Source organism: Blautia stercoris (genome assembly GCF_054657695.1).
In genome coordinates, this window is the sequence record NZ_BAAHYF010000001.1 from 416,278 (window position 1) to 443,262 (window position 26,985).

The 26,985-nt window shown below is 39.2% G+C and carries 16 protein-coding genes and 2 pseudogenes; all 18 read right to left on the bottom strand.

Translation table 11 applies throughout. The features are described 5' to 3' along the window. Window positions 1-33: 33 nt before the first annotated feature. Window positions 34-1,035 (bottom strand): annotated as a pseudogene (locus tag ACYQ2D_RS02120) (DEAD/DEAH box helicase family protein); the annotation flags it as partial. Window positions 1,036-1,292: 257 nt separating this feature from the next. Next, window positions 1,293-1,691 (bottom strand): single-stranded DNA-binding protein, encoded by a 399-nt coding sequence (locus tag ACYQ2D_RS02125; RefSeq protein WP_459784505.1) that lies wholly within the window; start codon window positions 1,689-1,691, stop codon window positions 1,293-1,295. A gap of 356 nt (window positions 1,692-2,047) precedes the next feature. After that, window positions 2,048-2,590: a flavodoxin family protein gene (locus tag ACYQ2D_RS02130; RefSeq protein ID WP_459784506.1), complete on the bottom strand. Its 543-nt coding sequence runs from the start codon at window positions 2,588-2,590 to the stop codon at window positions 2,048-2,050. A 2-nt stretch (window positions 2,591-2,592) separates the two neighbouring features. Next, window positions 2,593-3,591 (bottom strand): alpha/beta hydrolase, encoded by a 999-nt coding sequence (locus ACYQ2D_RS02135; protein WP_459784507.1) that lies wholly within the window; start codon window positions 3,589-3,591, stop codon window positions 2,593-2,595. A gap of 53 nt (window positions 3,592-3,644) precedes the next feature. Further along, the gene (locus tag ACYQ2D_RS02140) at window positions 3,645-4,412 is read right to left on the bottom strand and encodes a carboxymuconolactone decarboxylase family protein (RefSeq protein ID WP_459784509.1); all 768 of its coding nucleotides are present in this window, start codon (window positions 4,410-4,412) and stop codon (window positions 3,645-3,647) included. A gap of 28 nt (window positions 4,413-4,440) precedes the next feature. Further along, window positions 4,441-4,665 (bottom strand): annotated as a pseudogene (locus tag ACYQ2D_RS02145) (flavodoxin); the annotation flags it as partial. Between the two features lie 81 nt (window positions 4,666-4,746). Further along, complete coding sequence (locus ACYQ2D_RS02150) at window positions 4,747-5,490, bottom strand: hypothetical protein (protein WP_006426953.1); 744 nt, start codon at window positions 5,488-5,490, stop codon at window positions 4,747-4,749. 140 nt (window positions 5,491-5,630) lie between these two features. Continuing rightward, window positions 5,631-6,014: a DUF6262 family protein gene (locus ACYQ2D_RS02155; protein ID WP_015513361.1), complete on the bottom strand. Its 384-nt coding sequence runs from the start codon at window positions 6,012-6,014 to the stop codon at window positions 5,631-5,633. Next, window positions 5,989-7,488 (bottom strand): tyrosine-type recombinase/integrase, encoded by a 1,500-nt coding sequence (locus tag ACYQ2D_RS02160; RefSeq protein ID WP_006426955.1) that lies wholly within the window; start codon window positions 7,486-7,488, stop codon window positions 5,989-5,991. The genes ACYQ2D_RS02155 and ACYQ2D_RS02160 overlap by 26 nt, the downstream gene beginning before the upstream one ends. Further along, window positions 7,478-9,208, bottom strand: a complete 1,731-nt coding sequence (locus ACYQ2D_RS02165) for a tyrosine-type recombinase/integrase (RefSeq protein WP_459784510.1) — start codon at window positions 9,206-9,208, stop codon at window positions 7,478-7,480. Before ACYQ2D_RS02165 ends, ACYQ2D_RS02160 begins: the two co-directional genes overlap by 11 nt. 28 nt (window positions 9,209-9,236) lie before the next feature. Beyond that, window positions 9,237-10,361 carry a tyrosine-type recombinase/integrase gene (locus tag ACYQ2D_RS02170; RefSeq protein WP_006426957.1) on the bottom strand — a complete coding sequence of 375 codons (1,125 nt, stop codon included), beginning with the start codon at window positions 10,359-10,361 and terminating at the stop codon, window positions 9,237-9,239. A gap of 155 nt (window positions 10,362-10,516) precedes the next feature. Beyond that, complete coding sequence (locus tag ACYQ2D_RS02175; protein WP_110102393.1) at window positions 10,517-12,484, bottom strand: ATP-dependent DNA helicase; 1,968 nt, start codon at window positions 12,482-12,484, stop codon at window positions 10,517-10,519. Window positions 12,485-13,018: 534 nt separating this feature from the next. Next, a complete protein-coding gene (locus ACYQ2D_RS02180; RefSeq protein WP_007886453.1) occupies window positions 13,019-13,453 on the bottom strand; it encodes a helix-turn-helix transcriptional regulator in 435 nt (144 codons plus the stop codon). A 327-nt stretch (window positions 13,454-13,780) separates the two neighbouring features. Next, window positions 13,781-14,407, bottom strand: a complete 627-nt coding sequence (locus ACYQ2D_RS02185) for a hypothetical protein (RefSeq protein ID WP_007884654.1) — start codon at window positions 14,405-14,407, stop codon at window positions 13,781-13,783. A gap of 17 nt (window positions 14,408-14,424) precedes the next feature. After that, window positions 14,425-15,285 (bottom strand): contact-dependent growth inhibition system immunity protein, encoded by an 861-nt coding sequence (locus ACYQ2D_RS02190; protein WP_007884653.1) that lies wholly within the window; start codon window positions 15,283-15,285, stop codon window positions 14,425-14,427. 66 nt (window positions 15,286-15,351) lie between these two features. After that, window positions 15,352-24,708 carry an endonuclease toxin domain-containing protein gene (locus ACYQ2D_RS02195; protein WP_459784513.1) on the bottom strand — a complete coding sequence of 3,119 codons (9,357 nt, stop codon included), beginning with the start codon at window positions 24,706-24,708 and terminating at the stop codon, window positions 15,352-15,354. A gap of 191 nt (window positions 24,709-24,899) precedes the next feature. After that, window positions 24,900-26,174 carry a sensor histidine kinase gene (locus ACYQ2D_RS02200; protein WP_055215245.1) on the bottom strand — a complete coding sequence of 425 codons (1,275 nt, stop codon included), beginning with the start codon at window positions 26,172-26,174 and terminating at the stop codon, window positions 24,900-24,902. Next, entirely contained in the window at window positions 26,171-26,884 is a 714-nt protein-coding gene (locus ACYQ2D_RS02205; RefSeq protein WP_459784514.1) for a LytR/AlgR family response regulator transcription factor, read from the bottom strand. The genes ACYQ2D_RS02200 and ACYQ2D_RS02205 overlap by 4 nt, the downstream gene beginning before the upstream one ends. Between the last annotated feature and the right edge of the window lie 101 nt (window positions 26,885-26,985).

Here is a 26,985-nt window from a genome sequence, read left to right on the forward strand (position 1 = left end):
GGACAGTTAACTTTATCGTCCTATTAAAGCATAGCCCTCCGGTGCAAGTTCGATGCTCGTGACAACTTCTCCAAAAGTGGAAGCCCAGGAATCAAACAATCCAAGTCCCATATTCTGCAGTTTGCTGTTCTGCAGATACCGCTGCATAACATATAATTCCGTCATGCTGTTGCTGATTGGTGTGCCTGTAGCAAAGGTAATGCCTTTCCCTCAGGTAATCTCATCCAGATACTGACATTTATTGAACATATCTGCTGACTTCTGTGCTTCGTTCTGTGCAATCCCGGCTACATTTCTCATTTTTGTGTAGAGAAACGCATTTTTATAGCTGTGTGCTTCATCTACATACAAATGATCCACGCCCAGTTCTTCAAACGTAACTACCTGATCTTTTTTCTCTTTCTGATTCAGTTTTTCCAGTCTTGTCTGCAGTGTTTTTCTGGTCTTTTCAATCTGTTTGACAGTATAACGTCCACCGTCCTGTTCATACCTTGCACTCTGGATTGCCATTTCCAGATCATCAATCTGCTTCCGCAGCATATCTTCCTGCCGCTCATCAGAGATTGGGATACGCTCAAACTGGGAATGACCGATGATAATAGCATCATAGTTGCCCATAGCAATTCTAGCACAGAATTTTTTTCGGTTTGCTGGTTCAAAATCTTTCTTGGTTGCAACCAGAATATTGGCACCCGGATATAGCTGCAGGAACTCAGCTCCCCACTGCTCCGTCAAATGGTTTGGCACGACAAAGAGATTCTTCTGTGATAATCCCAGTCTTTTACTTTCCATTGCCGCCGCTACCATTTCATAGGTCTTCCCAGCTCCTACTACGTGTGCCAGAAGTACATTGTCACCATAAAGCTGGTGTGCGGCAGCGTTTTTCTGATGTGGGCGAAGTTCTATTTCCGGATTCATTCCTGGAAAAGTCAAATGACTGCCATCGTATTCACGGGGACGGATGCTGTTAAATCGTTCATTGTACACCTTTACCAGACGTTCACGCCTCTGCTGATCTTTAAAAATCCAGTCCCTGCGATTTCATTTTGTGTACGTACTACATATTCCTGAAAATTTTCTTTTTTTGCCATAATCAACTTCCTCCTTTTATTTCTATTTTCATGTTTTCTTTTTATGGGTTAGGCATCTATGCCGGAAGGGATACCCCTTCATCGGATGCAATCCGAAAACTTCTTTTGGAATAGCTTTCAGAAAGAAGTATCCTTCCGGAGGACGCACATACTTGCTAAAGTATATAAGTGCGCTTTTCCGCTTAAGCTCCAGAGATCTGTCTACTCAAACGGCAACTCTGCTTCTTCCGGCACACTCATAAATCCATCTTTCTCATCCTTTGGATCCGTATCGGATGCTTTCTTGCTTTCAGCAAAAAAATGTTCTTCTACAACAACATTGCTGCTATATCTTTTCACTCCTTCGCTGTCCGTATAACTTCCTGTGCGGATTCGTCCGCTGATGACGATCTTGGTTCCTTTTTTCAAATAGAGTTCTGCAAACTCTGCATTCTTTCCGAATGTCACGCAGGGAATAAAATCTGCTTCCCTTTCCCAGTCTTTTCCATACCTCCGGTCAACCGCTAACGTATATCGCGCCATTGCAGTTTTGTTATCATCCTGCAAATATTTGATCTCCGGAGCTTTTATAAGCCGTCCCATTAAAATCACTTTGTTCATCGCATCTTCCTCCTTTTTTTGTTCTGATTTACTTGTTCCATATGAATCAGGCCTGGATTCAATTGAGAGCACAAAAACAATTTATTACCACTGCATCAGACTTTCTTTTTTACGCCCTCATATAACGAAACGCTCAGAGGGTAAAATACAGTGGGCAAAAACAAAAAATTTTATTTTTTTGTTTTTATCTCTCACATATACAAAAGAAGAACGGTGTTTTTACAGGGTGTTGGAGAAATTTTTTTATTTTTGCGCAAAAAAATAGCTATAAGACTCCATTTTTTGAAAACTTATAGCTTTGCTATTGATAATATTGAGTTACTATTAGTTTTAATAATTAGAATTATTTTATCAACTTATAAATTTTTTCCAAGTTCATATGCCTTCTTCATTATATCCACATGATCCTCAGCTGTATTTGCTGCATCAATTCCACCGCCACCGACCATGCCTCTTAAGGAAGCCTTTTCAAAACAATCTACCCAGCCTTGCAGCCCATTATAGGCTTTCTCAAATGCACTTTCCTCATTCTCTGCCGCAGTTGCAATCATATAAATATCTCTGAATAAATAATCTGCCGAATATAAAGGATTCAATCTATCAAGAAGTGTTTTCATCTGACCGCACATCTCATAATAATAAATTGGGGTTGCATAGACAATAACTTCTGCATTCTTTACCTTTGCCATAATATCTGCAATATCATCCTTCTGTACACACATCCCAGTCCTCTGGCAGGCTAGACAACCGATACAATATTTTATATCTTTTCCTTTCAAAGAAAGAAGTTCCACATCATGCCCCGCTTCTTTTGCTCCCTTTGCACACTCATTTGCAAGTATATCAGAATTGCTCCCTCCTCGAAGACTTGTCGATATGATCAATACTTTTTTTACCATAATTAACCAACTCCATTTTCTTCAAAAAATTTCTGGATTTTATCAAATGGGATTACATCCAGATTATCGTAAAGATCTGTATGAACAGCCCCTGGAATTGTTAGCAGCTCTTTATTGGATGTGTACTTGCTGTCCTTAATCATATTTTCATAAGCATCTTTTCCAAAATAATAGCTGTGTGCTTTTTCTCCGTGAACAATGAGGACTGCACTTCTGATTTCATTACTGTACTTTAATATTGGCTGATTCATAAATGACATACATCCAATACTGTTCCAGCCATCATTGGAATTCAGGCTTCTTTTATGATAACATCTGCCTTTATAATACTCACTGTAATCTTTTACAAAGAAAGGGGCATCCTCTGGAACCGGAAGAGAAACACAACCACCAGCTCTGGAATATTCGCCTTTACAGTATTCTTGTGTTCTGAGGGTATTCAGCGACTTTTTCTTCGCATAACGTGCTTCTTCACTGTCCTCAGAATCAAAGTACCCATTCGCATTTACCCTTGTCATATCATACATGGTAGATGCAACCGTTGCTTTTATTCTTGTATCGAGTGCAGCTGCGTTAAGAGCCATTCCACCCCAGCCACAGATTCCAATGATTCCTATTCTATCTTGATCTACCTCTTCCCGAACAGAAAGGAAATCAACAGCAGCCATGAAATCTTCTGTATTAATATCCGGAGAAGCCATGTATCTTGGATTGCCTCCACTTTCTCCCGTAAAAGAAGGATCAAATGCAATAGTAAGGTATCCTTTTTCAGCCATCGTCTGCGCATACAGTCCGGAACACTGTTCTTTGACTGCACCAAATGGTCCACTTACAGCAATCGCTGGATATTTCCCAGATGCATTTTTCGGCTTATACAAATCTGCAGCAAGTGTGATTCCATAACGATTTGCAAATGTCACTTTCTCATGATCTACTTTTTCACTTTTTGGAAAAGTTTTATCCCATTCAGATACTAGTTTTAATTCTTCTGTTTTCAACATAAATATAACCTCCATATGCAAATTGTCTTATAAATATACTTTTTTCAACCTTCCTATTTTAGTTTTCTATATTCTTCATCACTTACCGGTTCAAGCCATTCATTGGAACTATTTTCGCCCGGCACTTCTATTGCCAGATGTGAAAACCATTCATCCGGTGCGGCTCCATGCCAGTGCTTAACACCTGTAGGAATATTGATGCAGTCACCTGGCTTCATTTCTACAGCGTCTTTGCCTTCCTCCTGATAATATCCTCTTCCGGCAACACATACCAGGATCTGTCCGCCTCCACTTTTTGCATGATGGATATGCCAGTTATTTCTGCATCCTGGTTCAAATGTCACATTGAAAATTCCAACCTGAGAAGTAGAGATCGGTGCAAGAAAACTTCTGCCGGAAAAATACTGTGCAAAGCCATCGTTTGGTGCACCGATTGGAAATGCCATCTCTTTAGCATGCGCACGCATCGCTTCCTCTTCGTATGGCAAATCTCTTTCGCCTGCTTCCCACACTTCCTTTGCAAGATTGAAAACAGCCCATGCTTTTGGCCATCCTGCATAGAATGCAACATGTGTGATCACAGCAGCAATCTCTTTTTGTGTCACACCATGATTTTTTGCATTTTGAAGATGATATTTTAAAGAAGAATCCGTAATTCCGGAAGCCATCAGCGCAACCACTGTGATAATACTTCTTGTTTTTACGTCGATATCCTGGTTATTCCAGTTTTCGCCGAAAAGTACATCATCGTTAAAATGTGCAAATTCCGGTGCGAATTCACCAAGTGTATTTCTTCCTGCTGTCTGTACTATTTTTCCCATATTCTATATACCTCCATAACGCTGTTATTTATAAAGAGTTTACCCATTCACAGATTTCCTGTTTTGTTCCACGATTTAACAGTCTGCCTTCTGTAATAATTGCGTCTGGTGCAGATGACTGCAATTCTTTCACAGTGTTCCCAAATCCACTTCCTCCGGATGTTGCAAAAAGCACAATCTTTTTACCACTGAAATCATAAGCTTCTAAAAATGTATTGATGATTGTCGGAGCCACATACCACCAGATCGGGAATTAAAATGTAGCCAGTTCCCCTCATGCGTTGATTTTACTGGGTTTAACTGTATACAAAACTGTGTTTACTGTTACTATCTTTCATTCTTTTCCAAAATAGCTTTGAAGCATAGGCCACATTATTTTCATATATGACACAAAGCTCAGCTCTACTTGTGCTTCATTAAACCATCCAACCATAAAGCTATTTATCTCTTCAAATAATACTTTTGAAAGTTTCTGAATAATAATTGTGTTATCCACTTCTTCAGTATAATCTTTCGCATACATTTTACATATAGAACGCACTCCAAAATAATTATATAGCACACCTACCGTTGTTTTTAATGCTTCAATATCTCTTGGAAAATCTGTTCTATTCATCATATTCACTACTAATTGATGTCTTGAGTTTAGGTAATTCCTAACTGTACTATTACCTATTTCAACATCAACTGTAAATGAAAAATCTTGAGTTTGTATACTATCTGCTCCTAACATTATCATCAATTCAACTTGTGCTGCATGATATTCTGTATAACCAGACAAAGCCATATATTTCCAAGAATCTTGCTTTGCATACATTTCCGTATCTAAAATATGCGTAAATTCATGAAACACAATATACCTTGGTATTTCCGAACTTTTGCATATCCTTAATATATGTTCATCTGTTTTCGTATTATAGTAAGCTTGGGCGGCTGAAGCGAATCCTGCTGCATCGCTTTCCTCAACATTAATTTCAAAAAAATCTATCTTATACTGTGGTAATTTCTCAATTTCCATAAACTCAATATATTCTTTTTCATATTCTTTAATTAAATTTTTAATTTGTATTTCTGTCATATTGTTTTATACCTCATATCAAAGTTAGCATTTCACTTTTAGTATACCATAAAACAATCCCATTCTCATTCTATATATTTTATCCTCAACGATGAAAAGATGTGTCTGCACACATCTCTTCCATCTTATTATTTTCAATGTTATAAGTTCTTAATAAAATTCAAATCCTGTTTCCGTAATGCCTTCTGTAACTTTTCGTTCTTTCTCTTCAGTTCCTTATTTTCTCTGCTCAGAGCTGCCACCTTCTGGTTCAACAGTTCAATCTGTTTTTCCATCGCCATGTTCAGAATTTCTCTTCTTGGATCTATCATTCCGGCCTGTTGCTCTACTGCTTGGTTCAATGTATCCCGGACGGTTGGATTTTTATAAAAGAATCCTCTCGACAATCCAGTTTTCTTCATCAGCTTTGGAACGCTGATACGTTCTTTATTTGCCAGCATATCTTGTATTGCTTGCAATGCCAGTTCAATTTTCTCTTTACTTTTTCTCTGATTTTCCTCAATCATCTTGTCGTATTTGCTCATATTCTTCACCCCATCTTGCCAGACTCATATATATGATGTCACTCATCCTCTGTCTTACTTCTCTGGTTTCGTCTGCCATTCTTTGATTGCTCATTTTCCGGTAATGCTGTACATTATTCAGTCTTTTATGCCCCAATAGTCTCGCTATCGTCCAGTCATCCAGATGCATTTCTGTAAGTTTGACGCCATAGTAGTGCCGGAACATGTGCGTTCCAAACCCGAATAATTCGCCATGATCATCTTTCAACTGCTTTTCCTGTATCATGGACATGACTTTTGTTTTTATAGCCATATACTGCATCGGGCGGTCAGGTTCTTTTTCATTAACAAATATGTATTCTGTATCACCGAACTTTTCCTGTGTATATTCAATAGAACTCTGTAACAGTTTTGCAAGTTCTTTACTGATCGGTTTTTTATATCTTTTAGTTTTAACTTGATATATTTCAATCATATCTTGGCCATTTTCTCTCGTCAGACAATCTGGTCTCAGTGTAAGGGTATCTGATATCCTAGTTCCAAGCATCTGATGTATCAGAAGACATCTTGCAATCTGTACATCCATCTGTGTAATTTCCGCATTCAGTCGTTTCATTTCATCATCAGAATACACTCTAAATTCTGCATTTACTTCCGGTGGAATATCCGTATTAATAAATAAATGCTCCAATCTTTCATAGCTGTAAATTTTTCCGATTGTCTCTAACTGTCGTCTTAATGAAATTACATAAGAACTATTCGCACTATGGGAAGTATCTTTTGTTGACAGATGTATCAAAAATTCTTCCAACACTTCTCTGTCTATTTCACTGCAGCTTTTTATTTTGGAATACTCTTTTTGGAGATATTCTGAGAATATCCTCATTATTGTCAATTCTCCCTGTACAGTTCCTATTGCTTCATACTGCAGATTCATATAAACAGCTTTCTTACATTCTTCCCTGATATCTGGCTGATATATTTTTCTGAAATCCAGTGTTTTTACATTATAAATTGGATTGGATCTGATTTTAATATCCAGATTTTTTAGTTCCCAAACATCTTTTTCTATCTCATCCCGTAAATCTTCTGGCCCTAAAAATTTCAGTACGTTTCTGAAATATAATATCGTCACTGCTTCGCCATAGCTTACTGTACCATACACACTCTTCTTTTCTTTTACAATAGTTATTCCCTGTTCTAACATCCAGCCTTTTAAAAGTGATATCCATTTTTCTGGATTTCTATCTCCAAGGCTTTTGATTCTCCGATTTATTCTGCTGTTCAAAAACTTTGCAATATGATTATAAGCTGTTCGATCCTGAATCAATGCTCTAAACGTTCCGTTTTTGCAGCGATACATAATATAACCTCGAAACTCTTCCTTTAATTCTTGCGTTGGAAGCAACGTTAAATCAAATTTTCCATTATCCTTACGTGTCCCTGTTTCTTGTAAATTGGGGAAATCGCTGAAGTATATAATATCATTTTCCATCTTTTTCCTCTTTCTTTAGCCATGATGCTAAACTACTTCCTTGCATTTCAAAGAACTCATCATTTGCTTTTGCAATCCTTTGCGGCATATAATCAATATACTGTCTTGTCATCTCTTCATAAGTATGTCCAAGATAATCCCTGATACTTTGCAGTGATACATGACTGTCATAAAACATAGTTGCTACTGTATGTCGATAATCGTGTGATTGAAATAAATATTCTCCATTTGCAATCTTATTTTCCCGGCACGCTTCTATCATCTGAGTTCGGAATGTACCATATAGACAAGCACCACCTCTGCTGTTTTTAAAAATGAATTCTTTAGGCTGAATTTCATGTTTTTTCAAGTATACTTTCATAATCTGATAAAGTGCCTGTGGGATTGGAATCCTTTTATAATTCTTCATTTTGACCTGATACACCTGAATCCAATAATCCTCGCCCTGCTGATAATAAGCATTTCCTTTCAATGTACACACTTCACTCGCCCGTAATCCTAGACACCACAGATGTAGGAACATACATCGTAATCGCTCTGGAAAAAGATATAATTTTTTCAAAATTTCCATATATACTGTTTCCTCAACGCTACGATCATGATGTACTATTACTTCTTTTTGTTGGAAATATTCAATTCGGAATGGCATTCTTGTAATATACTGTTTAACTTCCATGAATTTATAAAAATGACCGATACCGAAAATTCTTTCATTAAATCCCTTTGCCTGTATTCCCCGTTCTCGCAAGCCGTCTGCATACTTTTTTACTTCTGCGACAGTTGCATGAATCGCCAGTATCTTTTCTTGTTCCAGCAGTTCAATAAAATTTCTAATACATACAAATCTTCGTACAATCGTGCTGACTGCCTGTCCAGTAATTCCCAGTTCATATTTCATGTATGCCTGTAAAATTTCTCGATTCTGTATTTCCTTGACTTCCATAAAAGAAATGCTAATTAAGGATTTACTTTCGTCTATCCGATGTTTTCCAAGATGTAATCGTTCCAGATACCATACATTTGCTTCCCATTGGATCTGTTCCTGCTGCATAAACGCATCTCTTCTGCATTCACCTAAAATACTTCGTTGACTCGTTTCGGGAAAATTCTTTAAAATAGTTTCCACTTGTTCCATTTCCAGCAATCCAATATCCGTAATATTTAACTGAACACAAGAATCATAAAGAAGTTTTAAGGATTTTAACCTGACATTTCTATAAGCCTTAGACATTGAAGTATTGGCAATGATACGACTCAACGTATAAAAAATTTGTTTCTTTAAAACTTCTGAACAATTTTGTGTAAAATCCCACACCAATAGGTTTGTTTTATAAGAAGTTTCAAAGGTCTCAGCTATTTCCTTTTCCGGATAATACTTCAGAAAATAAATTTTATTTTGATATTTCCATTCATATATCCGCTTTCCATTTAGCGTCTGCATTTGTTGATAGATATGTTGTTGTTTTACCGTATCATATATTTTCAAATAGAAAGATACAATTTGTGATCGTATCTGTCCTCTTAAATATTGTTCATACGAATTTCGCAAAGGATAATCCATTTCTTCCAGATGCCAGATTTTTCTATCTGCCAAGAACTTTTTCAATTTGTTAATTCTTGAATCGCTTTTTATTCCAAGTGCATCAATTTCTGAATATAGTTCCTGCTTTTTCTTCTCAATATCTACTTCAGATTCTGTTATGTGTTCTGCCTGTTGCAATAAATATATAGGTATTTCTCACACCTCCCTACTCCAGCAGACGTTCCGCCCCATAAATAGCAGTGTGTTGTGCATAAAACTCATTACTTGCTTCTATCAGTTCATCATCCAGCCAGTCCAGATACTTTATAGTCGTATCCAAATGTTTATGCCCCAATGCCTGACTGATCATTTCCAGTTCCCATCCTGCCTGCTTTCGCATATTTGCAAAATAGTGACGTAACATGTGGGGTGTGATTTTAACTCCGGTTTTCTTTTCCATTCGGTCCAACATATCATATACACTGTCCACTCTTAATGGCTTTCCAATGTTCTCACCCATGATATTCACAAACAGGTAATCCTGATGTTGCAGGATTTTCCGATATTTTGCCAGATAATCCATGAGAAATTCAAACGTATCATTACTTATCTTGGCACTTCTGTATTCCGCATTTTTGGCTCTCGCTTCATTTTCATTATCTTCCCGGAAGCATACCCTTATCATGTGATTCCTATAATCAATATCTTTGACATATTTTACTCCCAGTAGTTCCCCAATTCTGTATCCGGTTTCTGCTAACATAAGTAACAGAAGCTGATCTCTTCGGTTCGTACAGGCCTGTAAAATTGTAATAATCTGATTTTCTTTTGCTGTTCTCCCACGATGTTCCTCTTCCTTCAGATAGGCTTTAAAAGAATGATTCCGCAGTACCTTTTTTACTCCCACCTGATTAACCGCTATAATCTGGTTATACGATAAGGTTTTGAGACTTCCGTACTGTTCATATTCTGCCTCTATAAATAAATAGAACCTGAACACATCTTTTAAGTATGCGTTGCAGGTTCCTTCATTCGGACACTTCTTTTCTCCAGCCGTTTGCTCTGTATGGTTTCCGGCTTTAAGCCAGTATAAAAATTCCACAAAGTGTTCTGTCTGTTTTTCATAATCTAACTGATAGACTTCTGTGAGTTCCATTTCTTTCTCTGCCATATATTTCATATAATAGCAGATTGAAAATGCTGTGCGTTTCACTGTATTTGGTGAACGTTTACATTTAATCTTATGCATTAGATATTTACTTGGCAGTTCTTCAATACTCATTGTTTCCAGATTTCTGATGAAAAAATATTTTTCTGTTCCATCTTTTATCGTTTCCACCTTGTATATCATAAGCTGCCTCCTTTCCTCTAACGCTATACACAGTATACCCACTTCATGCCGAAATAGCTATTCATCAATACCAACAATCCCACCGAAAACGCCCTTGAAATACCACCAAACTTTTCGTGCAAAATCTGCTTTTTCTGTAGCAGAACCACGAACGGTTACAGGTAGTATTCCACGCCTTTCCGGTTTCGAATAAAGTGCTGGACATCCTTGATATCTTTTGCCATCTTGCAGCTCGGAAGCGCACACATTACTTCCTCATGATACCTGCCACCTTCTCCTGCACGCTCGTCTAAAATGGACACGACACAAGTATCTGTCTCGGTGCGGAGAGCACGTCCGAATCCCTGTCTTAGTTTTTTCTGCATGTCTGGAACAATCACTGCCTGAATATAATCTTTCAGGCTGGCATATTCCTTCTTCTGTGCTTCACTGATGGGATCAGGAACAGCAAAGGGCAGTTTTACTATAATCAGCGAAGATACCATATCTCCAGGGAAGTCTACTCCTTCCCAACAGGAGCCGGCTGCAAAAAGGACAGCATTGTCCATCTGTTTAAATCTTGTGATCTCTTCCGGTGAATGTCTCCACACCTCTATCATCGGGAACGGAATTTCATCCCTTAACATCTGGTAAACGTTTCCCATCAAATGATAAGATGTAAACAGCACTAGCGTATGCCCGTAAGTCGAACAGATCAGTGAATGGATATGGTCTGCTATCATCTCTGCCTCTTCCTGACTTTCTCTTCTGCATGTCTTCAAATTCTTTGGCAGATATAACAGACAGTTCTTCTGATATTCAAACGGGGAGTCTGCCACATATTCCCGGACTCTCCGCACTCTCTGTAATCCTGTCATTTTCCGAATGTGGGAAAATCCCTGTCCGGTTTTTAAAGTTCCGCTTGTCAGAATCGCTCCCATTCCTCTGCTCCATAACATCTGGTCCAGATACTGTGGAATCCGTCTGCTGGATGCACACAATATAATCCGGTGGTCATGGTCCTGCTTCAGATGCAGCACATACTTCTTATCCTGATGGAAAAAGCATTCCAGCACACTTTTGGTTTCTTCCAGCTTGTTTCTGATCCACTTTGGAATCTTCTTTTCTAATTTTTCTATGATCTTATTCATGGTCTGTATCCCCTCATATAAATACATTGCACACTCTTCTGTCATGTGGAATTCTTCTTTTATCCCATATCTGGTTCTGTGGTTTTCTCCTATGATGTCCAGCACCATCCGGATCGTCCCGGACAGTTTTCTTATCTCCGGGCCTTGGTACTCATTCCCAAGATAAAAGCAGATTTCTCGGATATCGTCATAACAGAGGCTCTTCCCAAACATCTGCTTTGCCGCATCCGGCAGCTTATGTGCTTCATCGACAATCAATGCTCGGTAGTCTTTTAATAACGGGCGGTAATCCTGCAGCCTGTGATAACCATCAGCCAGCAGATAATTGTGATTACAGATCTGAATGAACATTTCATGATCTCTGGAACGCTCCAGATACTGCTGATACCTGCATGAGCCTCTTTTCGGGCAGTCTCCCGAACAGAACTTCGGTACACTCACCATCCTTCTGTCAAACCCACTTAAGTTGGACACTTCGTCCATATCATAATGTTCTTTCAACGACAGCAGAGCTTCTTTCTGCAACGCATTTTTGTTTTTTTCTTCGATTGCAACGATTCGGTGCTCCAACCTCTCATCGCAGACAAAATGCTCTTTCCCTTTTCGTATCACAGCTTTAATAGGGGCCTGAATCGTCCCGTTCTCCTGAAGAATCCGGGAGAGAAAAGGGATATATTCTGTAAGAATTGCTTTCTGGAGTGCAATGCTGGAAGTGGATATCACGACCGGACGCTGCTCATAAGGGGAACATCCTTCTGCAAGGAGGGAATATTTTCTCATCAGAACACAGGCCACCAGATAGGCATACGTCTTGCCGATACCGACACCCGCGTCACACAGTGCTATGTTTCTTCCCAGCAGGTTATCCAGCATTTTGTGGCATAACATAATCTGTTCTTCCCTTACTGCCATTCCATGTTCCGGGAACAGCACTCGGAAAATAGTATCAATTTCTCGATGCGCTCTATTGAGATATTCTCTTGTGTAATACATAATTTGTTACCTGATATGCGTGCTGATATCACATCAATACGGCTGTAAAGGATTTCTCCCTACAGCCGTATGTATCTGATATCAACGACACATTCTTCCTTGATTTCTTATACTTTTGATTTTTGGCGTTGTATTTGTCCTCGACTCCCCCATTGCCTTACGGGAACATTACAGGCGGATGCTTGGCATTGCACCGCTCACGGATTTTCTAAAAGTCTTGCTGATTACAACCCAAAGTCCATCCTCTGCTCACTGGCAGTTCCTATGTATCATTATCCCCTCGTAAGTGATCCTCGCAAAAGACCGCCACGGTCCTGTTTCAGTTAAAGATGATTCGCTCGAAACGAAAACGCCACAAAAGAACTCTGCCTCTCACTTTCTGGTCTAATTTCTTCCATGCCCTTTTCATCTGTCCTCGCGTCTTCCTGCCACGCTTCTACTTACGGGAACGTACCTGTAATGCTGGTATGAGGTTGTCAAAGTACACTGGCAAAATTTACCTGCCTATTAAATAGCCGACGAAAAACGCCATAATTATTCAATTTTTGATAAATTTTTTAATTTTTTTCTCAAACGGTTTCTTTTGGTATAAATCGTCTGTTCTGCCATTCCCATAATCTTAGCAACTTCTCTTCCAGAATATCCCCATGTACTGAGTAAGAGGATTTCCAGTGTCTGATGCTCCGTTTCTTTCAATAGTTCATAGATTCGCTTATCACCTATGTGATCCAGAAGCTCCTTTACATCCCTTGCAAACAGCTCGCTGTCCTTTTCTTTTATGGAATCCATATCCTGCATCGTTTCATCCAGATGTTCCCGGTATCTGCGCTCTTCCAGAAAGTCTTCCCTGTCCATCTGGCGCAGCTTTTGGATCTTCTCTTCTTCCATTCCCAGTTCACGCAATTTCTTTTCTTCCTGTTCTTTCCAATAATTCCACTTTCGTTCTTCACTTGTCTTGTTATAAGCCATTTATCTTTCCTCCGATCTGATTTTTGATATAGAAATCAAATCGGAGCATGGCGGTGACCGGATAGGTACGTTATAATGTTCGAAAAATGTCGAAGAAAAAAATGCTGCAACCTCTTCGATTACAGCACTTTTTTCCATCTTACGTGAATATTTCTTGTTGGTTCATAGGAGATTCCTTCTTTTTCTCATAATGAATAAAAGACTCTTGTCATCCATTATTTATTATAATTTTTCTACTATTACAATAGCTTTTTTAACAAGTTTTCTTGTCTTGGAGTTTAAAAGAAAGCTACCAGTTTTTTTCCTCTGATAGCTTTCCATTCATTCTTATTCTGTTGGGAACATCGCTGCTTCCAACTTATTCATCTCTGTATCCAAAAGACCATATTTTCCTGAGTTATCTTTTTCCACGGATACGTTTACAGTAACAGCTTTTCCATATCTGTTCTTTTCAAGACTCTTCTGGACACTTTCTGTTAATACAGCTGCAAAGACTTCCGGATCATTTCCATCCAATCCCTGCTTTATTTTTTCATTGCTTACCTCTGTAGAGCTTTGTTGCAATGTCTGAAATACATTGGATGGTTCAACTTGTACACTTACTGTATAGACTCCATCCTCTTCTTTCACATCTTGTACTTTGTATTTTGCCAGTTTCTTTACTTCTGTCAGTTTTTCCGCATAATCAGCAATTCCTTTATCCGTAATGTTATCGGAATCATCAAATTGCTGTTGGATACTCTCATTAAAATCCTCTTCGATTTCTTTCTTGGCATCTTTTTCCGAGATTTCTAACAGATTCGCATAGTCCTTATATTCTCCATGATAGTGTGCATCAAGAGAACTTTGGACGTAGGATTTGGCATCAAAGTCTGGTTGTCTGGAGCAAGCTGATAACAATATACATACTATAATTCCTATACTTATGCACAAAACACAATTCTTCTTTTGCATATTCTCTCCTTCACGCTTTATTTATCTTCAATTTTTATCGAAAATAACATTTTTAAATACTGTTCTATTGACTCCTTTTGAACTTTTCTTTCAATATTATATGGAATGCACATAAAAAACTCCACATAACCATTATCAATAAAACTCAGCAATACTTCTCCATTTTCTGTTAAAAAATGTACATATTTTTTATTACATTTACTTTCAAATTTAATATTCGACATTTGCTTGTATATTTTTTTGTAATGATTTTTTATGCTTACTTCATCTGTACAATCAGTTCCATCACCTATCAAAAAAGAAATATACAACTTATCATAATCTTCATTTCTATATGTCATATAAGAATCTGTATGACCATCACCAATATTTTTATAATGCTCATTTGGAATCGAATAACTAATTATTTTCCCCTCTAATGTTTCAAATCTTTCTGTTTCATCAATTCTAATTTCACATGGTTCAAACATTTTTTTTATAAACAAGCCCAATTCATAATCCGACATTTCTATAAAATTAATATAATCTTTTTCTTCCGTTTTTCGCGAATATCCCCCTCTATTATTCCGTTCCCATCTTCTAATTTCTAATTCATCTCCATTTTGTTTCAAATCAATTCTTTGATAATTCTTGGAAAATGTTGGAAAACTTTTATATTTTGTTTGTTTCCAAAAATTGTTTAATTGAGATTCGTCTACTTTTGGGGAACTTTCTGCAATTTTTATTCCTTTTCTAATTGCACAGCCTATCTTATCTATTGTTTCTTCAGCCATAATTTCAATTGTAGGTTCGATAGAAATATAACATCCCATAAACCTTTCAATGGCATTAGGCACAATTAAGAAACCATATTTTTGATTATAATATACAGAAATCATATCCGTTTTCTCCTCTCTATTACTTAAGGGGAATAAAATATTCCCCTTAAGCTATTTACTTTGCTATTATTTTCCTACTGTAATAATGAGTTTAACACCTTTATCAATACCATGTTTTGTAGCATTATTAACTGCATTTATCTGAGCTTCGCTTAATGTTACATTTGGAACAACTACTTGTAATTGTCTACCCACTATTTCTTCCGCATTAACAAATTTACCATTAAATGTTTCTCCTATAAATCCTGAAACTTTATTAATGTCCTTGACAATTACCTTTTCCAATTTATTACCATTTTGATAAGTCTTTGCACCTAAGTCTCGGCTTTTAACACTAGTCACAACACCATTTTCTACTTTATCTATGGTCGGGAAATTGTGTCCCAAGTTATTTCCCATAGCTTTGTCAATAATATCTCCTCGCTCTAATGGTGGTTTTTCCCAAGTGCCTTCTGGCAATTTTGTTTCGGTTACTTCTGCAACTAATTTTTTAAACGATTTATCAATCCCATCATTATGGGTACTTCCTGCACTCCTTACTACATTCAAAAGTTTCCCAGCCCCATAACTAAGGCCACCCATAACGCCACCTGTCACTGCTCCTGCAATACCACCGACTAACGTATCTTTTGCTACTTGTTTCAGACTATTTCCAGACAAACCTGAATTCACTGCACTATATGAAGCTCCACCAATAGCTCCAATAACTGCTCCTGAAACCATCGCCGTTCCTAAGCCACCCATTGCTGGCAATGCTGCCAGAACTGCTCCTGCAGCCAAACCGCCTGTTGCAGCAACTACAAGACCAGAAACTGTAACCGCAGTTATACCAATGGCTACTTTTTTCACCGCATTCCAGTCTACTTTTCCAAGCTTATCTGTAATACGATTTGTTGTCGTACACATATGTCGTACCACTTCTGAGCGGATTTCTGCCGTTCTTTCTGAAACATAGGATTTGAAAGATGTATAAGTTTTTCCAATTTTCTGTACCCCATTGCTTACAGAACGAATAAACTGACTTCCTCTGGATGTGATCTTTTGATATGTACTGCTACTGGTTACACGATTTTTCACAGATTGATATGTCTGTTTTGCATGTTTAGCTGCATTTTTGGCAGTTTTTGCTACCCCCTTCACTGTGTTAACAATAGTTTTTGCTGCTTTCTTAGCTGTATTTACTACTGTTTTGACTACCTTTTTCGCAGTATTAACGATTTTCTTGCCGACACTCTTGACTGCTTTCGCTGCTTTTTTAGCTGTACTCTTAATCCTGCTCCACAATGAATGTCCTGTCGGATCACTGTAATTCAGCGGATTATTGGTCGTATAATCGTAGCGGTTTCTGGTCAATGGATTTTCTGTCGTTCCAAGGTCACTATCTTCAGTTGTAAAGGTTCCGTTCTCTGCGTTATAGTATCTTGCCCGCAGATACTGAAGTCCTGTTTTTACATTTGTGGACTCCCCATTGTAACCGTAGTAATTGACACCGTCTGCTGTTCCTGATGTAAGGTTACCGTATGAATCATACTGATAACTGTTCGTCAGATTAGCTGTTTCGGTCAGGATTCCGGTCACGCTGTTTCTTCCGTCATATAAATAATAACTGCTTTCTTCCGATTTATCAACGCTTACCCGTTCTCCGATTCCACTTTCTCCATAAGTATAAGCCTGACGTACTTTCTCGTCTGCTCCATACTCTGCAAGGACTTCTGTATTCTCGCGATTGATATCGTTGATATACTCTGTCAGTGTGTATCCTTTGGCATTGGAACCGCCTTTTACCAGAGAGGCAAGCTGCTCTTTCGGGCTGTTTCCATCTTCGGTACGCTGGTTCGCCGGGATCAGGACTTCATCGCCATAGCAGTCTTCCCATTTATAGGTGTTATCAAGTTCGAATACCCGGTTGTTATCTCCATCGTACATGGCTGCCATCAGGACTGTTCCACCCTGTTTTACTACTGCCAAACGATTCTCTGCTGTGTATTCATAAGTAACCGGATCTGCACTGTTTGTCTTATCACATTCCTGAATCAGATTGCCATCTTTATCATAGCTGTAGGTTGTTCCCGGATCGCCCCAGATCTTTGCATTGGTGCGTTTGATGAGCTGGTTGGAATCGTTGTACTTATAGTTATATTTTGCTTTGCTGACACCATCCTCGATCTTCTCGTAAGAGGTCCGGTTTCCAATCTTGTCATAAGTATAATTATGGACTGTCTTTTTACCGCCCTCTGCTTTTTCTGTACAGCGTGTCAGTTCCCAGTTGTCATCGTATTCATAGGTACGTGTCGTCTGGATCTCTTTTTCCTGATGCTCACAGTCTGCTTTGTCTGTCTCTTTCTGTGTATCGCCCCAGTTGTACCAGTCTTCCCAGCTTGGCGTCTTTCTTGTTCCAGCTTCCAGTTCCGTAGCTGTTTCTCCAACTACATATCCCTGATCATTGTACTTGTACTCATAAGTACTGATTACTTTGCCGCAGGAACCACAGGTATTCACAATCTTTGTGATATGATCTTCTGCATCGTAAGATACTTCCGTCTTTGTTCCATTACTTCTAGTAACTTCTGTCACACGGTTCAGTGCATCATGCTTGTAAGTGGTTACTTTTCTATTACGGTCTGTCAGTTTTACCAGATTATCATTTAAGTCGTATTCATAGCTGATCTTTGTCCCATCCGGGTATACGATTGCCTGCAGATTATCTGCGTCATCATAAACGTAGCTGACATCCTTTTTCGAACCGCTTGTCACTTTGGTGATTCTTCCAAGTGCATCGTATTCGTAGCTGCTCTTGCCTGTCTGATCCTTCATGGATACCCGTTCCCCGGCACTGTTATATGCGTAGGTCACGTCCTTTTCGGATGTCTCGCCTTTTGCGTCCTGATAAGATTTCTCCAACAGGTCATTCAGTTTGTCGTAATCATACGTGGTTTTCTTGCCGCTTGCCTGTGTATGTCCGGTCAGTCTGCCTTTTTCATCATAGTCGAATTTCTCCGTTCTTCCTGCCGGATCTTTGATGGATGTCAGGTTGCCTTCTAAGTCATAAGTATAATTCGTTGTCTTATTTGCTGCATTGGTGAAGGTCACCAGGTTATCCATGTTGTCGTAACCATAAGTTGTTACACCGCCAAGGGCATCAGTTACTTTGGTCAGGTTGTCATTCTTGTCATATTCCAGATGGCTCTTTAATCCGGTCTTATCTGTAACAACCTGAATATTCCCATGTGCATCGTAATCAAATCCCGTTGTGAATCCACGCTTGTCTGTAATAGAAGTTACCCTGCTGTCCTTATCATAGGTATAGGATTCCTTCTGCCCCAGTGCATCGGTCTCTTCTGTTACACGGTTGTCTTTATCGTAGACTGTCTTTGCAACATAGCCCATCGGATCTGTTACAGATGTAACATTATAATTCTTATCATATCCATAGCTGGTCTTTCTTCCACCCGGTTTGGTGATCTCAGTAATATTTCCTGCCGGGTCGTAAGTGTAAGCAGTTATCTTACCAAGCGGATCAGCTGCAGAAGTCATCTGACCTGCCAGGTCATAACTGTAGGTATTGCTCCGTCCAAGCGGATCTGTCTCCTTCACCAGATTGCCATACTTATCATAAGAAAAGCTGGTTGTTCCATCCAGTGCATTGGTAGAAGACTTCATGTTATGGAGCTTATCGTAAGTATAAGTAGTGGTACTCTTTAAGCTGTCGCTTTCTTTTACCACGTTGTCCACTTTATCATAAGAGAAATTTTTAGTATAACCCAGTGGACTGGTCATACTCTTCAGACGTCCGGCTTTATCATAACTATAGGTATACTCTCCACCATTCGCCTGTGTCATCTTTGTGACATTGTCATTCAGATCAACACTGTACTGTGTCTCATTTCCCTTTGCATCCGTTACAGAAATGACATTGCCATGCTTGTCGTAATCATATTTGGTAACTGCTCCCTTTGGAGAAATCTGTTCCGTCATGTTACTCAGGCTGTCATATTTGTATTCGGTAATGAGTCCCATCGGATCTTTTGATTTGGTAAGATTTCCAATGGCATCATAACGGTATTCATTTGTTTCTTTTAACGGAGAAGTCTCACCGATCTTGCGGTCCAGTTCATCATACTGGTAGGTTGTCGTATTTCCATTTCCGTCTGTCTGGGATACGAGATTGTCATTTTTATCGTAAGCATACTTGGTAACCGTACCGTTTTCATCGACAGATTCCGTCACATTATCATTTCCGTCATACTTAAAGGTGCTGGATGCTCCCAGTGGATTTGTCTGAGAAATAACCCGGTCTTTCTTATCGTAAGCGTATTTATATGTGGCTTCCTCTTCTTCTGTCATGGATAACTGGTTGCCGACTTTATCGTAGGTAAAGGTTGTTTTATGACCTTCCGCATCCGTTACCGCTGTAATGCGGTCCATAACATCATATTCATAAGATGTGATACTTCCGTCTGCTTCAGTAAGTTTCAGGAGTCTGCCGTACTGATCGTACTTGTATGTTGCTGTCCTGCCAAGTTCATCGGTCTGTGTCAGTACATTTCCGGCACCATCATAAGTATAATCCATACTGTTTCCACCATTGTCGGAGGAATGGATCAGGTTGCCTGCTCCGTCATATTGATAGGTAATTACGAGTCCCTGTGCATCCGTACATTTTACAAGCTGTCCGATGGCATCGTACTCCATCAGCACCTTGTCCCCTGTCGGCAGTATTATGGATGTGTTATTTCCCTCTTTATCATACACATAACTATACGCATTGCCGAGGGCATCTGTCATCTTTGTGCTGTTGCCCTGTGAATCGTATTCGTAAGTGGTCTTTCCTTTCAGGGCATCCACCGTCTGTTCCAGATTGTCGGTGGAATCATATTTCATTGCTGTAATGTTGCCCTTTGCATCGCTTACCGATGTCATGTTTCCATTACCATCGTAAGTCATGGTACTGGTATTTCCATTTTCATCGGTAGAGGATACCAGATTTCCATTTAAGTCATACTTCATGGATACGGTATATCCAAGGGCATCTTTGGATGTAGTCAGATTTCCTGCCTTGTCGTAAGCATAAGTATCTGTTCTTCCCTCTTCATCGGTAGAAGATACCAGATTTCCTGCTTTATCATAAGTATATGTGGTAGTTCCACCTTCTGGGTTGGTTTCACTTAAGCGGTTTCCTGTATTATCGTAGGTATAAGTCCAGGTTCTTCCACTGTCATCTGATTTTGATACCAGATTGTCTGCCGCATCATAAGTATAAGTGGTAACTGCACCTAATTCATCTGTCTCTTTAGCGAGTCTTCCGCAGTTATCATATTCCTTGGAATGGCTGCTTCCATCTCCATAAGTAATCTTGGTTTCATTTCCTAATGCGTCATATTCATATTTGGTTATATTACCAACTGCATCTTTGGACTGAAGCACCTGTCCAAGAGAATCAAACTTGGATACGGTTGCATTTCCATTTCCATCGGTATATTTTTTCAGATTTCCTGCTTTGTCATATTCATAGAGCTTTGTTCCAAAATCTTTATTACTCTCTTCTATGACACGTCCCATGCTGTCATACTTATAAGTAATTGTATTTCCTTTTGCATCGGTTGCTTTGACCTGCTGATAATTCTTATCATAAACGTAGCTGATCTGATTTCCTTTCGGATCTGTACCACTGGTCATGTTGTACATCTTATCATAAGTATAAGTGGTGGTATTCCCCAGTGCGTCAGTACTTGCTGTAATATTTCCCACACCATCCAGCGTATAAGCGGTCACACCGCCATCGGCTGCTGTCTTGGAAGTCAGATTGCCATTCGCATCGTAACTGTTCGAGGTTACATTTCCAAGTGGATCTGTCATGGTAACTGCACGATTCATCGCGTCATACGTGAATCCCCATGCTGCTCCATTTCCATCCACATATCCGGTCATGTTCGGTCCGTCATACGAATACGTTGTTGTGACACCTCTGCCGTCTGTCTGGGATACCATACGATGTTTGTCATCGTAAGTATAGGTAATGGCTGTTCCATCCGGTTTTGTAGATGTGACCATATTTCCATTACCGTCATAACTGTAAGTAACCGTTGCTCCGTTATATCCAGTTGCACTGGTCAGCTTATTCTGCTCATTATAAGTATAAGAGGCTGTCTTTCCATCCTCTCTTGTCTCCGTTGCTACATTGCCAAATGTATCATAAGTGTAAGTTTTTGTTCCGGCTGCTGTCGTTTCGGAAGCAAGCTGATTCTCTGCATTATAAGTCTTTTCACAGGTTGTTCCATCCGGATATTCAATGGATGTTGTGCGGTACTGATCATCATAATGATAAACGGTCTTATTTCCTTCGTTATCCGTTGTTGTAGTAGAACTCTTTCCGTACTTGAAAGTTGCCGTTCCTTTTTCTGCATCAGTCTGCTCTACAACTCTTCCTTCTTTATCGTAAGTATTCTTTACAACCGTATTGCCATTCTCATCTTTCCAGCTTGTCATACGGCTGTCATCATCATATTTGTACTCTTTTGTTGTTCCATTCGGATCTGTTACAGATATCAGATTTCCCTGCTCATCATATTTGTAAGAAACTTTTCCACCATCTGGAAGAGACAGTTCCTTGATATGCCCGAATTTATCCTGTTTTACCCCGAATGTTTTTCCGGATGGTGTTGTAATCTTACTCAGATTATAATCATCGTCATAATCTAATACTGTCTTAAATCCATTCACATCCGTTACATAACGTAAAATTCCATATTTATCAAATGACCAGACGCTCTGATCCGCATCTGTCAGTTCCCATCCGATGTAGTCATGGTCTGTATCTTTATAGCTGACTGCTTTTAAATCATATACATAACCATCCGGAGCAGTGTAGCTTCCATCTTCATTCTTATCAAAGATCAGATAACTTCCGTCCCCTCTCATATACAGAAGACTTCCGTCCTCCATTTGAGAAAGTGACTGGTCATAGTTAAAGCTCCATCCACGTCCGAACATGGAATGCTGGTCTGTTCCTTTGGAATTGTAGCTTCTTGTAATGGAGAATTCTCCATTCAGTTCATTCATCGTCGCATCGGACTGATCCATGTAGAAGTTACCAGTATTTAAGTTGACTGGTTCAAATCCAAATTCACAGTGCAGGCCTCTTCCCATCAATGCTCCGTCAATCCGCATCTTATCCTGATCGGTAAGCGGTGCAGGACTATATGGAACATTTGTCTGTGGGTTACGGATAAAGATCGTGTTATTTGCGACTACCAGTGCGTCCATAACCTGATTGTCTTTCATAATGTTCTTAAGCGGAACACCATAATATTTTGCAATCTTCGGGAATGTATCAAACTGCTTCACTTCATAGATCACAAAGCTGTCACTGGTCACTTCTTTTCCTGTTTCCAGCTTTCCATCAATCTCTTTCGATGCTTTTGCTTTGATCTTATAAAGCTTGTCCTTCGTCAGCCCTGAATACAGTGCACTCTGCCAGTTGGAATCTTTGCTGTAATACTTATTCGCCTCCGGGAACTGCTTATTGTATTCAGTACTGTCTGGATAGGAATACAATGGTTTTGCATCTGTTTCGTGATGTTCTTCATTTTCCTCATCTGGAAGCAGATAATATTCTACTGTAGATTTGCTCTTTGCAATTCCGTCTGCAAATACGGCATCAAACTTCAGCTTTCCATTTGTATTCTTTTCTGTCATCGGGCGAAGCAGGATCGTTGTTTCATCCAGTGACATATCTCGCAGATATGGATCTTCAGCCGGTGACCACTGGATGCTGAGTTTCGGTCCATAAACGGATGCCCTGTTATTCAGTACCTCACACTGCATAGAAGCTCCAAGGTTATTTGCCTCGGCAATGGCTACCAGTGCAAATCCGTTATTCGCATGAGTTCCCTGCACCCAGTCATTGACCAGATCTTTGACGTCATAATTGATATAGCTGTTCCTGCTGGTACTTGCATTCTGTACATCCTGAAACGTAAGATTTACTGGTTTTGTTTTCCATGTGATGGAGGTGTTCCACGACTGATCTACACGATAAAGTCCAAACTGGGATGCACCACCACTGTATGCAGTTTTCTGACTGACTGCAAATGTTGCACTGTCAATTTTGGAATCTTTCGGAATCTGACTAAAATTTGAATTTACTTTGATATAAGTCCGGCAGTTCTGGTGTGCAGTACCAAATCCTGCAAGGTTCCCAGACTTAATACCATCATCAAATCCGACATACGGATAATTGTTGTCACCAATCTGACTGGTAGGACTTCCCTCTTCCACACCGATCATGTTAAAGGAACTCTTCTGAATCTCTACTGGTGTCGGATCGATCCTGACCGGATACTGACGTTCTTCTGCCGAAAGCCAATCCCTATCTGGTTTTACGGTCAGGATTGTTTTTCCATCTTCTTCCCGAAGTTCCAATGTGATCAGGAAACTGATTTCCCCGGCAGCATCTTCCATTGATGGCGTCTCCAGAAGATACTTCGCATCTTTGATTGTCTTCCCTTCCGGATAGATATAGACCTGATTGTCTTTTACTTCTGCCTGATACCCCGGAATCTGCAGCTCGTATTCATAGACTTCCCTGTCTGTTGGCTGCTGAAGTACGATATCTTCCTTAATGCTGGAATCCAGTACTGTATACTGAACATCTGCGCCCTCGTAAACTTCATTATAAAGGATCGCATTGTCTTTAATAACGGAATGTGTATAATCTCCATCTACCGGAATGATCCCGATTCTGGTCTTTCCATTTTCAATCGTTACACCATTCTCTTCTGACATCTGTTCCGGAAGAAGGATAGCATAATCGTTTGCCTTGTTCTGATAAACTTCTGTTTTCTCTTCCTTTTCTTCAGTTGCCACTACACTGCTGGCTTCCGGTTCTTCTTCGGATGCCGGAGTATCTGCTTCTTCTGGTTTTACAAGTGTATTATCAACCAGCTCGGTATCTCCATCCTCATTCTTATAAGTTCCGACATAACCTCCATAAACGGTTGTATACTGCTTGTCCCCTGTCTTATAAGTCTTGGAAATGGCATCATAATCAATCAGTTCACCTTCCGGTTCTTCTGGAATCGGATAGTAATCCTGTGGTTCTTTCAACTCCACTTCTTTTTCCTGCGGATTTTCTTCTGTTTCTTCCGCTGGAGTTGTCTGTTCTTCCTGCGTCTCTGTATCTTCTGATGGCGTCGTTTCATTTTGTACGTCCGCATCAGACTGCTGACTCTTATCTTGTTCTCCAGATGTGGAATCTGTAATCCCTGCTTCCTCTTCCGTCAAAGCCTCTGGTCTGGAGAAATCTGCATTCTTCTGTACATCCTCAATGGCCTCTTTTGCCTGTACAAAAATAGGCTCTGTTCCCTGTAGTGCCATCAGGAGTGCAAGTACTAAGGCTATAGCCGACTTTCGAAATCTCTTCATAGTCTCTTTCTCCCTCTTGTAATCTTTTTCTATAATTCCTTTACAAAATAACCGCTACCCTCCTTTTTTCTGACTTTGGCACTACTATAATCTAAAAAATCACAAAATTTTCATAAATGGTAAAAATGCCCCTTGAGGTGGCAAAAATAGATGAAATCGGTCGAAAAAAATAGTAAGACACCATCGCCTTACTATTTTTCATCTAATTTCATATATAATAATATTTTCACTTGAAAGGATTTCTCCGTATGGCAGATCTCCATCTGACCATGATATTTTTCTACTACGAGTTTCACATTTTGTAATCCTATTCCATGTCCTTCTTTCCTGCTTTTCGTTGTCAGATAAATTCCATTCCGCACTTTTGGTGTATCTTTTATGCTATTCTCAATCTGGATATTCATGATTCCTTTTCCATAATACATCTGAAACGATAATCTCCTTTCATCTGAAGCTGCTGTCCCACGAATAGCATTATCCATAAGATTTCCCACTATTATACTTATATCAAATAATTCTTCCCCTATATGATTCGGTATTTCTACAGAAATCTCCGGATTTTCAATTACTGATTTCGAATCTTCCAAAATATAATTCAGCAGATTATTCATATTACGGTTTTCTGTATATAAATGATGACATAAGGCTGTTCCGGCTATATTCTCCATTTGTTTCAGATACGATAGAATCTCTTCATTTCCTCCCGTTTTTGCCATTGCCCCTATTGTTGTAAGATGGTGCTTGTAATCATGATGTATCTTATTCAGCCTGTCCTGTGATTTCATCATCATCTCCAGTTCTTTTGCATACTGGCTCATCTGAATTTTCATCTCTTCCTGTTTTGCTGTTTCAATATAACTTTTCTGAACCTCATCGTGCAGATAGAAAATAAACACATTGATAAACAGTAAGAATAATACAATCGTAGACCGCACACCTCTTCTGTCTGGCAGCAATATCCTGATACAGACTATAATGCTGATCACCGGGACAGAAAGCATAGCAAGCCAATGACGGTTCTTTATATAATAACTTCTCTTTACACCTACTTTTCTTTCAATAATGACTTCCAGTAAAAAGAATATAAAATTTCCCATTACAATAGTTCCCGGTCCCATGTGATGATGCACCGGATTTCTTGCTACCGCATACCGTTGAAAGAACACGATTGGAATCCCATCACATAAAATTCCCATAATATATACCATAAGTGTATTCCAGACATGATGTTGCCAGTCTGCCTGATATGCCACTGTTATAATTAACAGAGCTATCAGCTCAAAGATCAGATCTCCGTACATCGTTCCCCACTGCATGCTTCCCCAGCATGAAAGCAGATATGCACAAAAATATGCAAATAGCTTTTGTGTATCCTCATTTTTTGGATACAGGATGGTATTGTAACGGAACACAGTATAAATCCAGAATAATTTACTTGTCAGATAAGTGATCAAATGGATATTCATAATCTTTTCTTCTCCGTTTGTAATAGTCTTTCCCTGACCTTCTTGCGATTTGCTTTACTGATACTGAGACGTGTCTTGTCTTTCATAACCACGTTGTCATATTCGTAATGCTCCACGTGTTCCATATTGATGAGATAGGACTTGTGAATCAGTAAGAAATATTCTTCTGTTACATCCGCTACATCCTTTAATTTTCCTCGATATTCATATTCTTTTTCCGATGTCACGATATGTACTCTTTTTCCCAGACTATAAAAATACAGGATCTTGTCATAAGAAATCTTGTGGATTCCTTTTGTATCCGTATATTCAAATATTTTCTTCCGTTCTTTTAACAGTTCCCGTAATTCACCTATCACCCGGAAAAGTTCTTCCTCTCGGATTGCCTTTACAAGAAAATCAAATGGATGAATACGGAATAATTTCATAGCATATTCCTGATATGTTGAAATATAGGTAATCCGCAGTTCTTTTCCATAATTTTTCTTTCGTATCTCCGTTCCGATATCAATTCCATTCTCATGTTCCAGACAAATATCAAGGAATAACATATCGTAGGATTCTTCTTCCAGCCTGTTAAGAAGCTGCTCCGCAGAATAGTATATTTCTATAGATATCTGACAGTCATTCGCTTTCCCATAATGGAGCAGCTTCTGTTCTAACCAATTACATAGGATGATGTCATCATCACAGATTGCAAGTTCTAGCATATTTTCTTACCCTCAGTCTTTCGTAACACGACAAATGGGGAAAAGAATCCCCTTCAATTCTTTTCCCGAATGGACATCACTAATTTTGTGTCATTTTTCCG

Excerpts from the sequence above, each read along its gene's own strand:
- ACYQ2D_RS02125 (WP_459784505.1), bottom strand. The coding sequence starts at position 1,691 with ATGAACAAAGTGATTTTAATGGGACGGCTTATAAAAGCTCCGGAGATC.
- ACYQ2D_RS02130 (WP_459784506.1), bottom strand. The coding sequence starts at position 2,590 with ATGGTAAAAAAAGTATTGATCATATCGACAAGTCTTCGAGGAGGGAGC.
- ACYQ2D_RS02135 (WP_459784507.1), bottom strand. The coding sequence starts at position 3,591 with ATGTTGAAAACAGAAGAATTAAAACTAGTATCTGAATGGGATAAAACT.
- ACYQ2D_RS02140 (WP_459784509.1), bottom strand. The coding sequence starts at position 4,412 with ATGGGAAAAATAGTACAGACAGCAGGAAGAAATACACTTGGTGAATTC.
- ACYQ2D_RS02150 (WP_006426953.1), bottom strand. The coding sequence starts at position 5,490 with ATGACAGAAATACAAATTAAAAATTTAATTAAAGAATATGAAAAAGAA.
- ACYQ2D_RS02155 (WP_015513361.1), bottom strand. The coding sequence starts at position 6,014 with ATGAGCAAATACGACAAGATGATTGAGGAAAATCAGAGAAAAAGTAAA.
- ACYQ2D_RS02160 (WP_006426955.1), bottom strand. The coding sequence starts at position 7,488 with ATGGAAAATGATATTATATACTTCAGCGATTTCCCCAATTTACAAGAA.
- ACYQ2D_RS02170 (WP_006426957.1), bottom strand. The coding sequence starts at position 10,361 with ATGATATACAAGGTGGAAACGATAAAAGATGGAACAGAAAAATATTTT.
- ACYQ2D_RS02175 (WP_110102393.1), bottom strand. The coding sequence starts at position 12,484 with ATGTATTACACAAGAGAATATCTCAATAGAGCGCATCGAGAAATTGAT.
- ACYQ2D_RS02180 (WP_007886453.1), bottom strand. The coding sequence starts at position 13,453 with ATGGCTTATAACAAGACAAGTGAAGAACGAAAGTGGAATTATTGGAAA.
- ACYQ2D_RS02185 (WP_007884654.1), bottom strand. The coding sequence starts at position 14,407 with ATGCAAAAGAAGAATTGTGTTTTGTGCATAAGTATAGGAATTATAGTA.
- ACYQ2D_RS02190 (WP_007884653.1), bottom strand. The coding sequence starts at position 15,285 with ATGATTTCTGTATATTATAATCAAAAATATGGTTTCTTAATTGTGCCT.
- ACYQ2D_RS02195 (WP_459784513.1), bottom strand. The coding sequence starts at position 24,708 with ATGAAGAGATTTCGAAAGTCGGCTATAGCCTTAGTACTTGCACTCCTG.
- ACYQ2D_RS02200 (WP_055215245.1), bottom strand. The coding sequence starts at position 26,174 with ATGAATATCCATTTGATCACTTATCTGACAAGTAAATTATTCTGGATT.
- ACYQ2D_RS02205 (WP_459784514.1), bottom strand. The coding sequence starts at position 26,884 with ATGCTAGAACTTGCAATCTGTGATGATGACATCATCCTATGTAATTGG.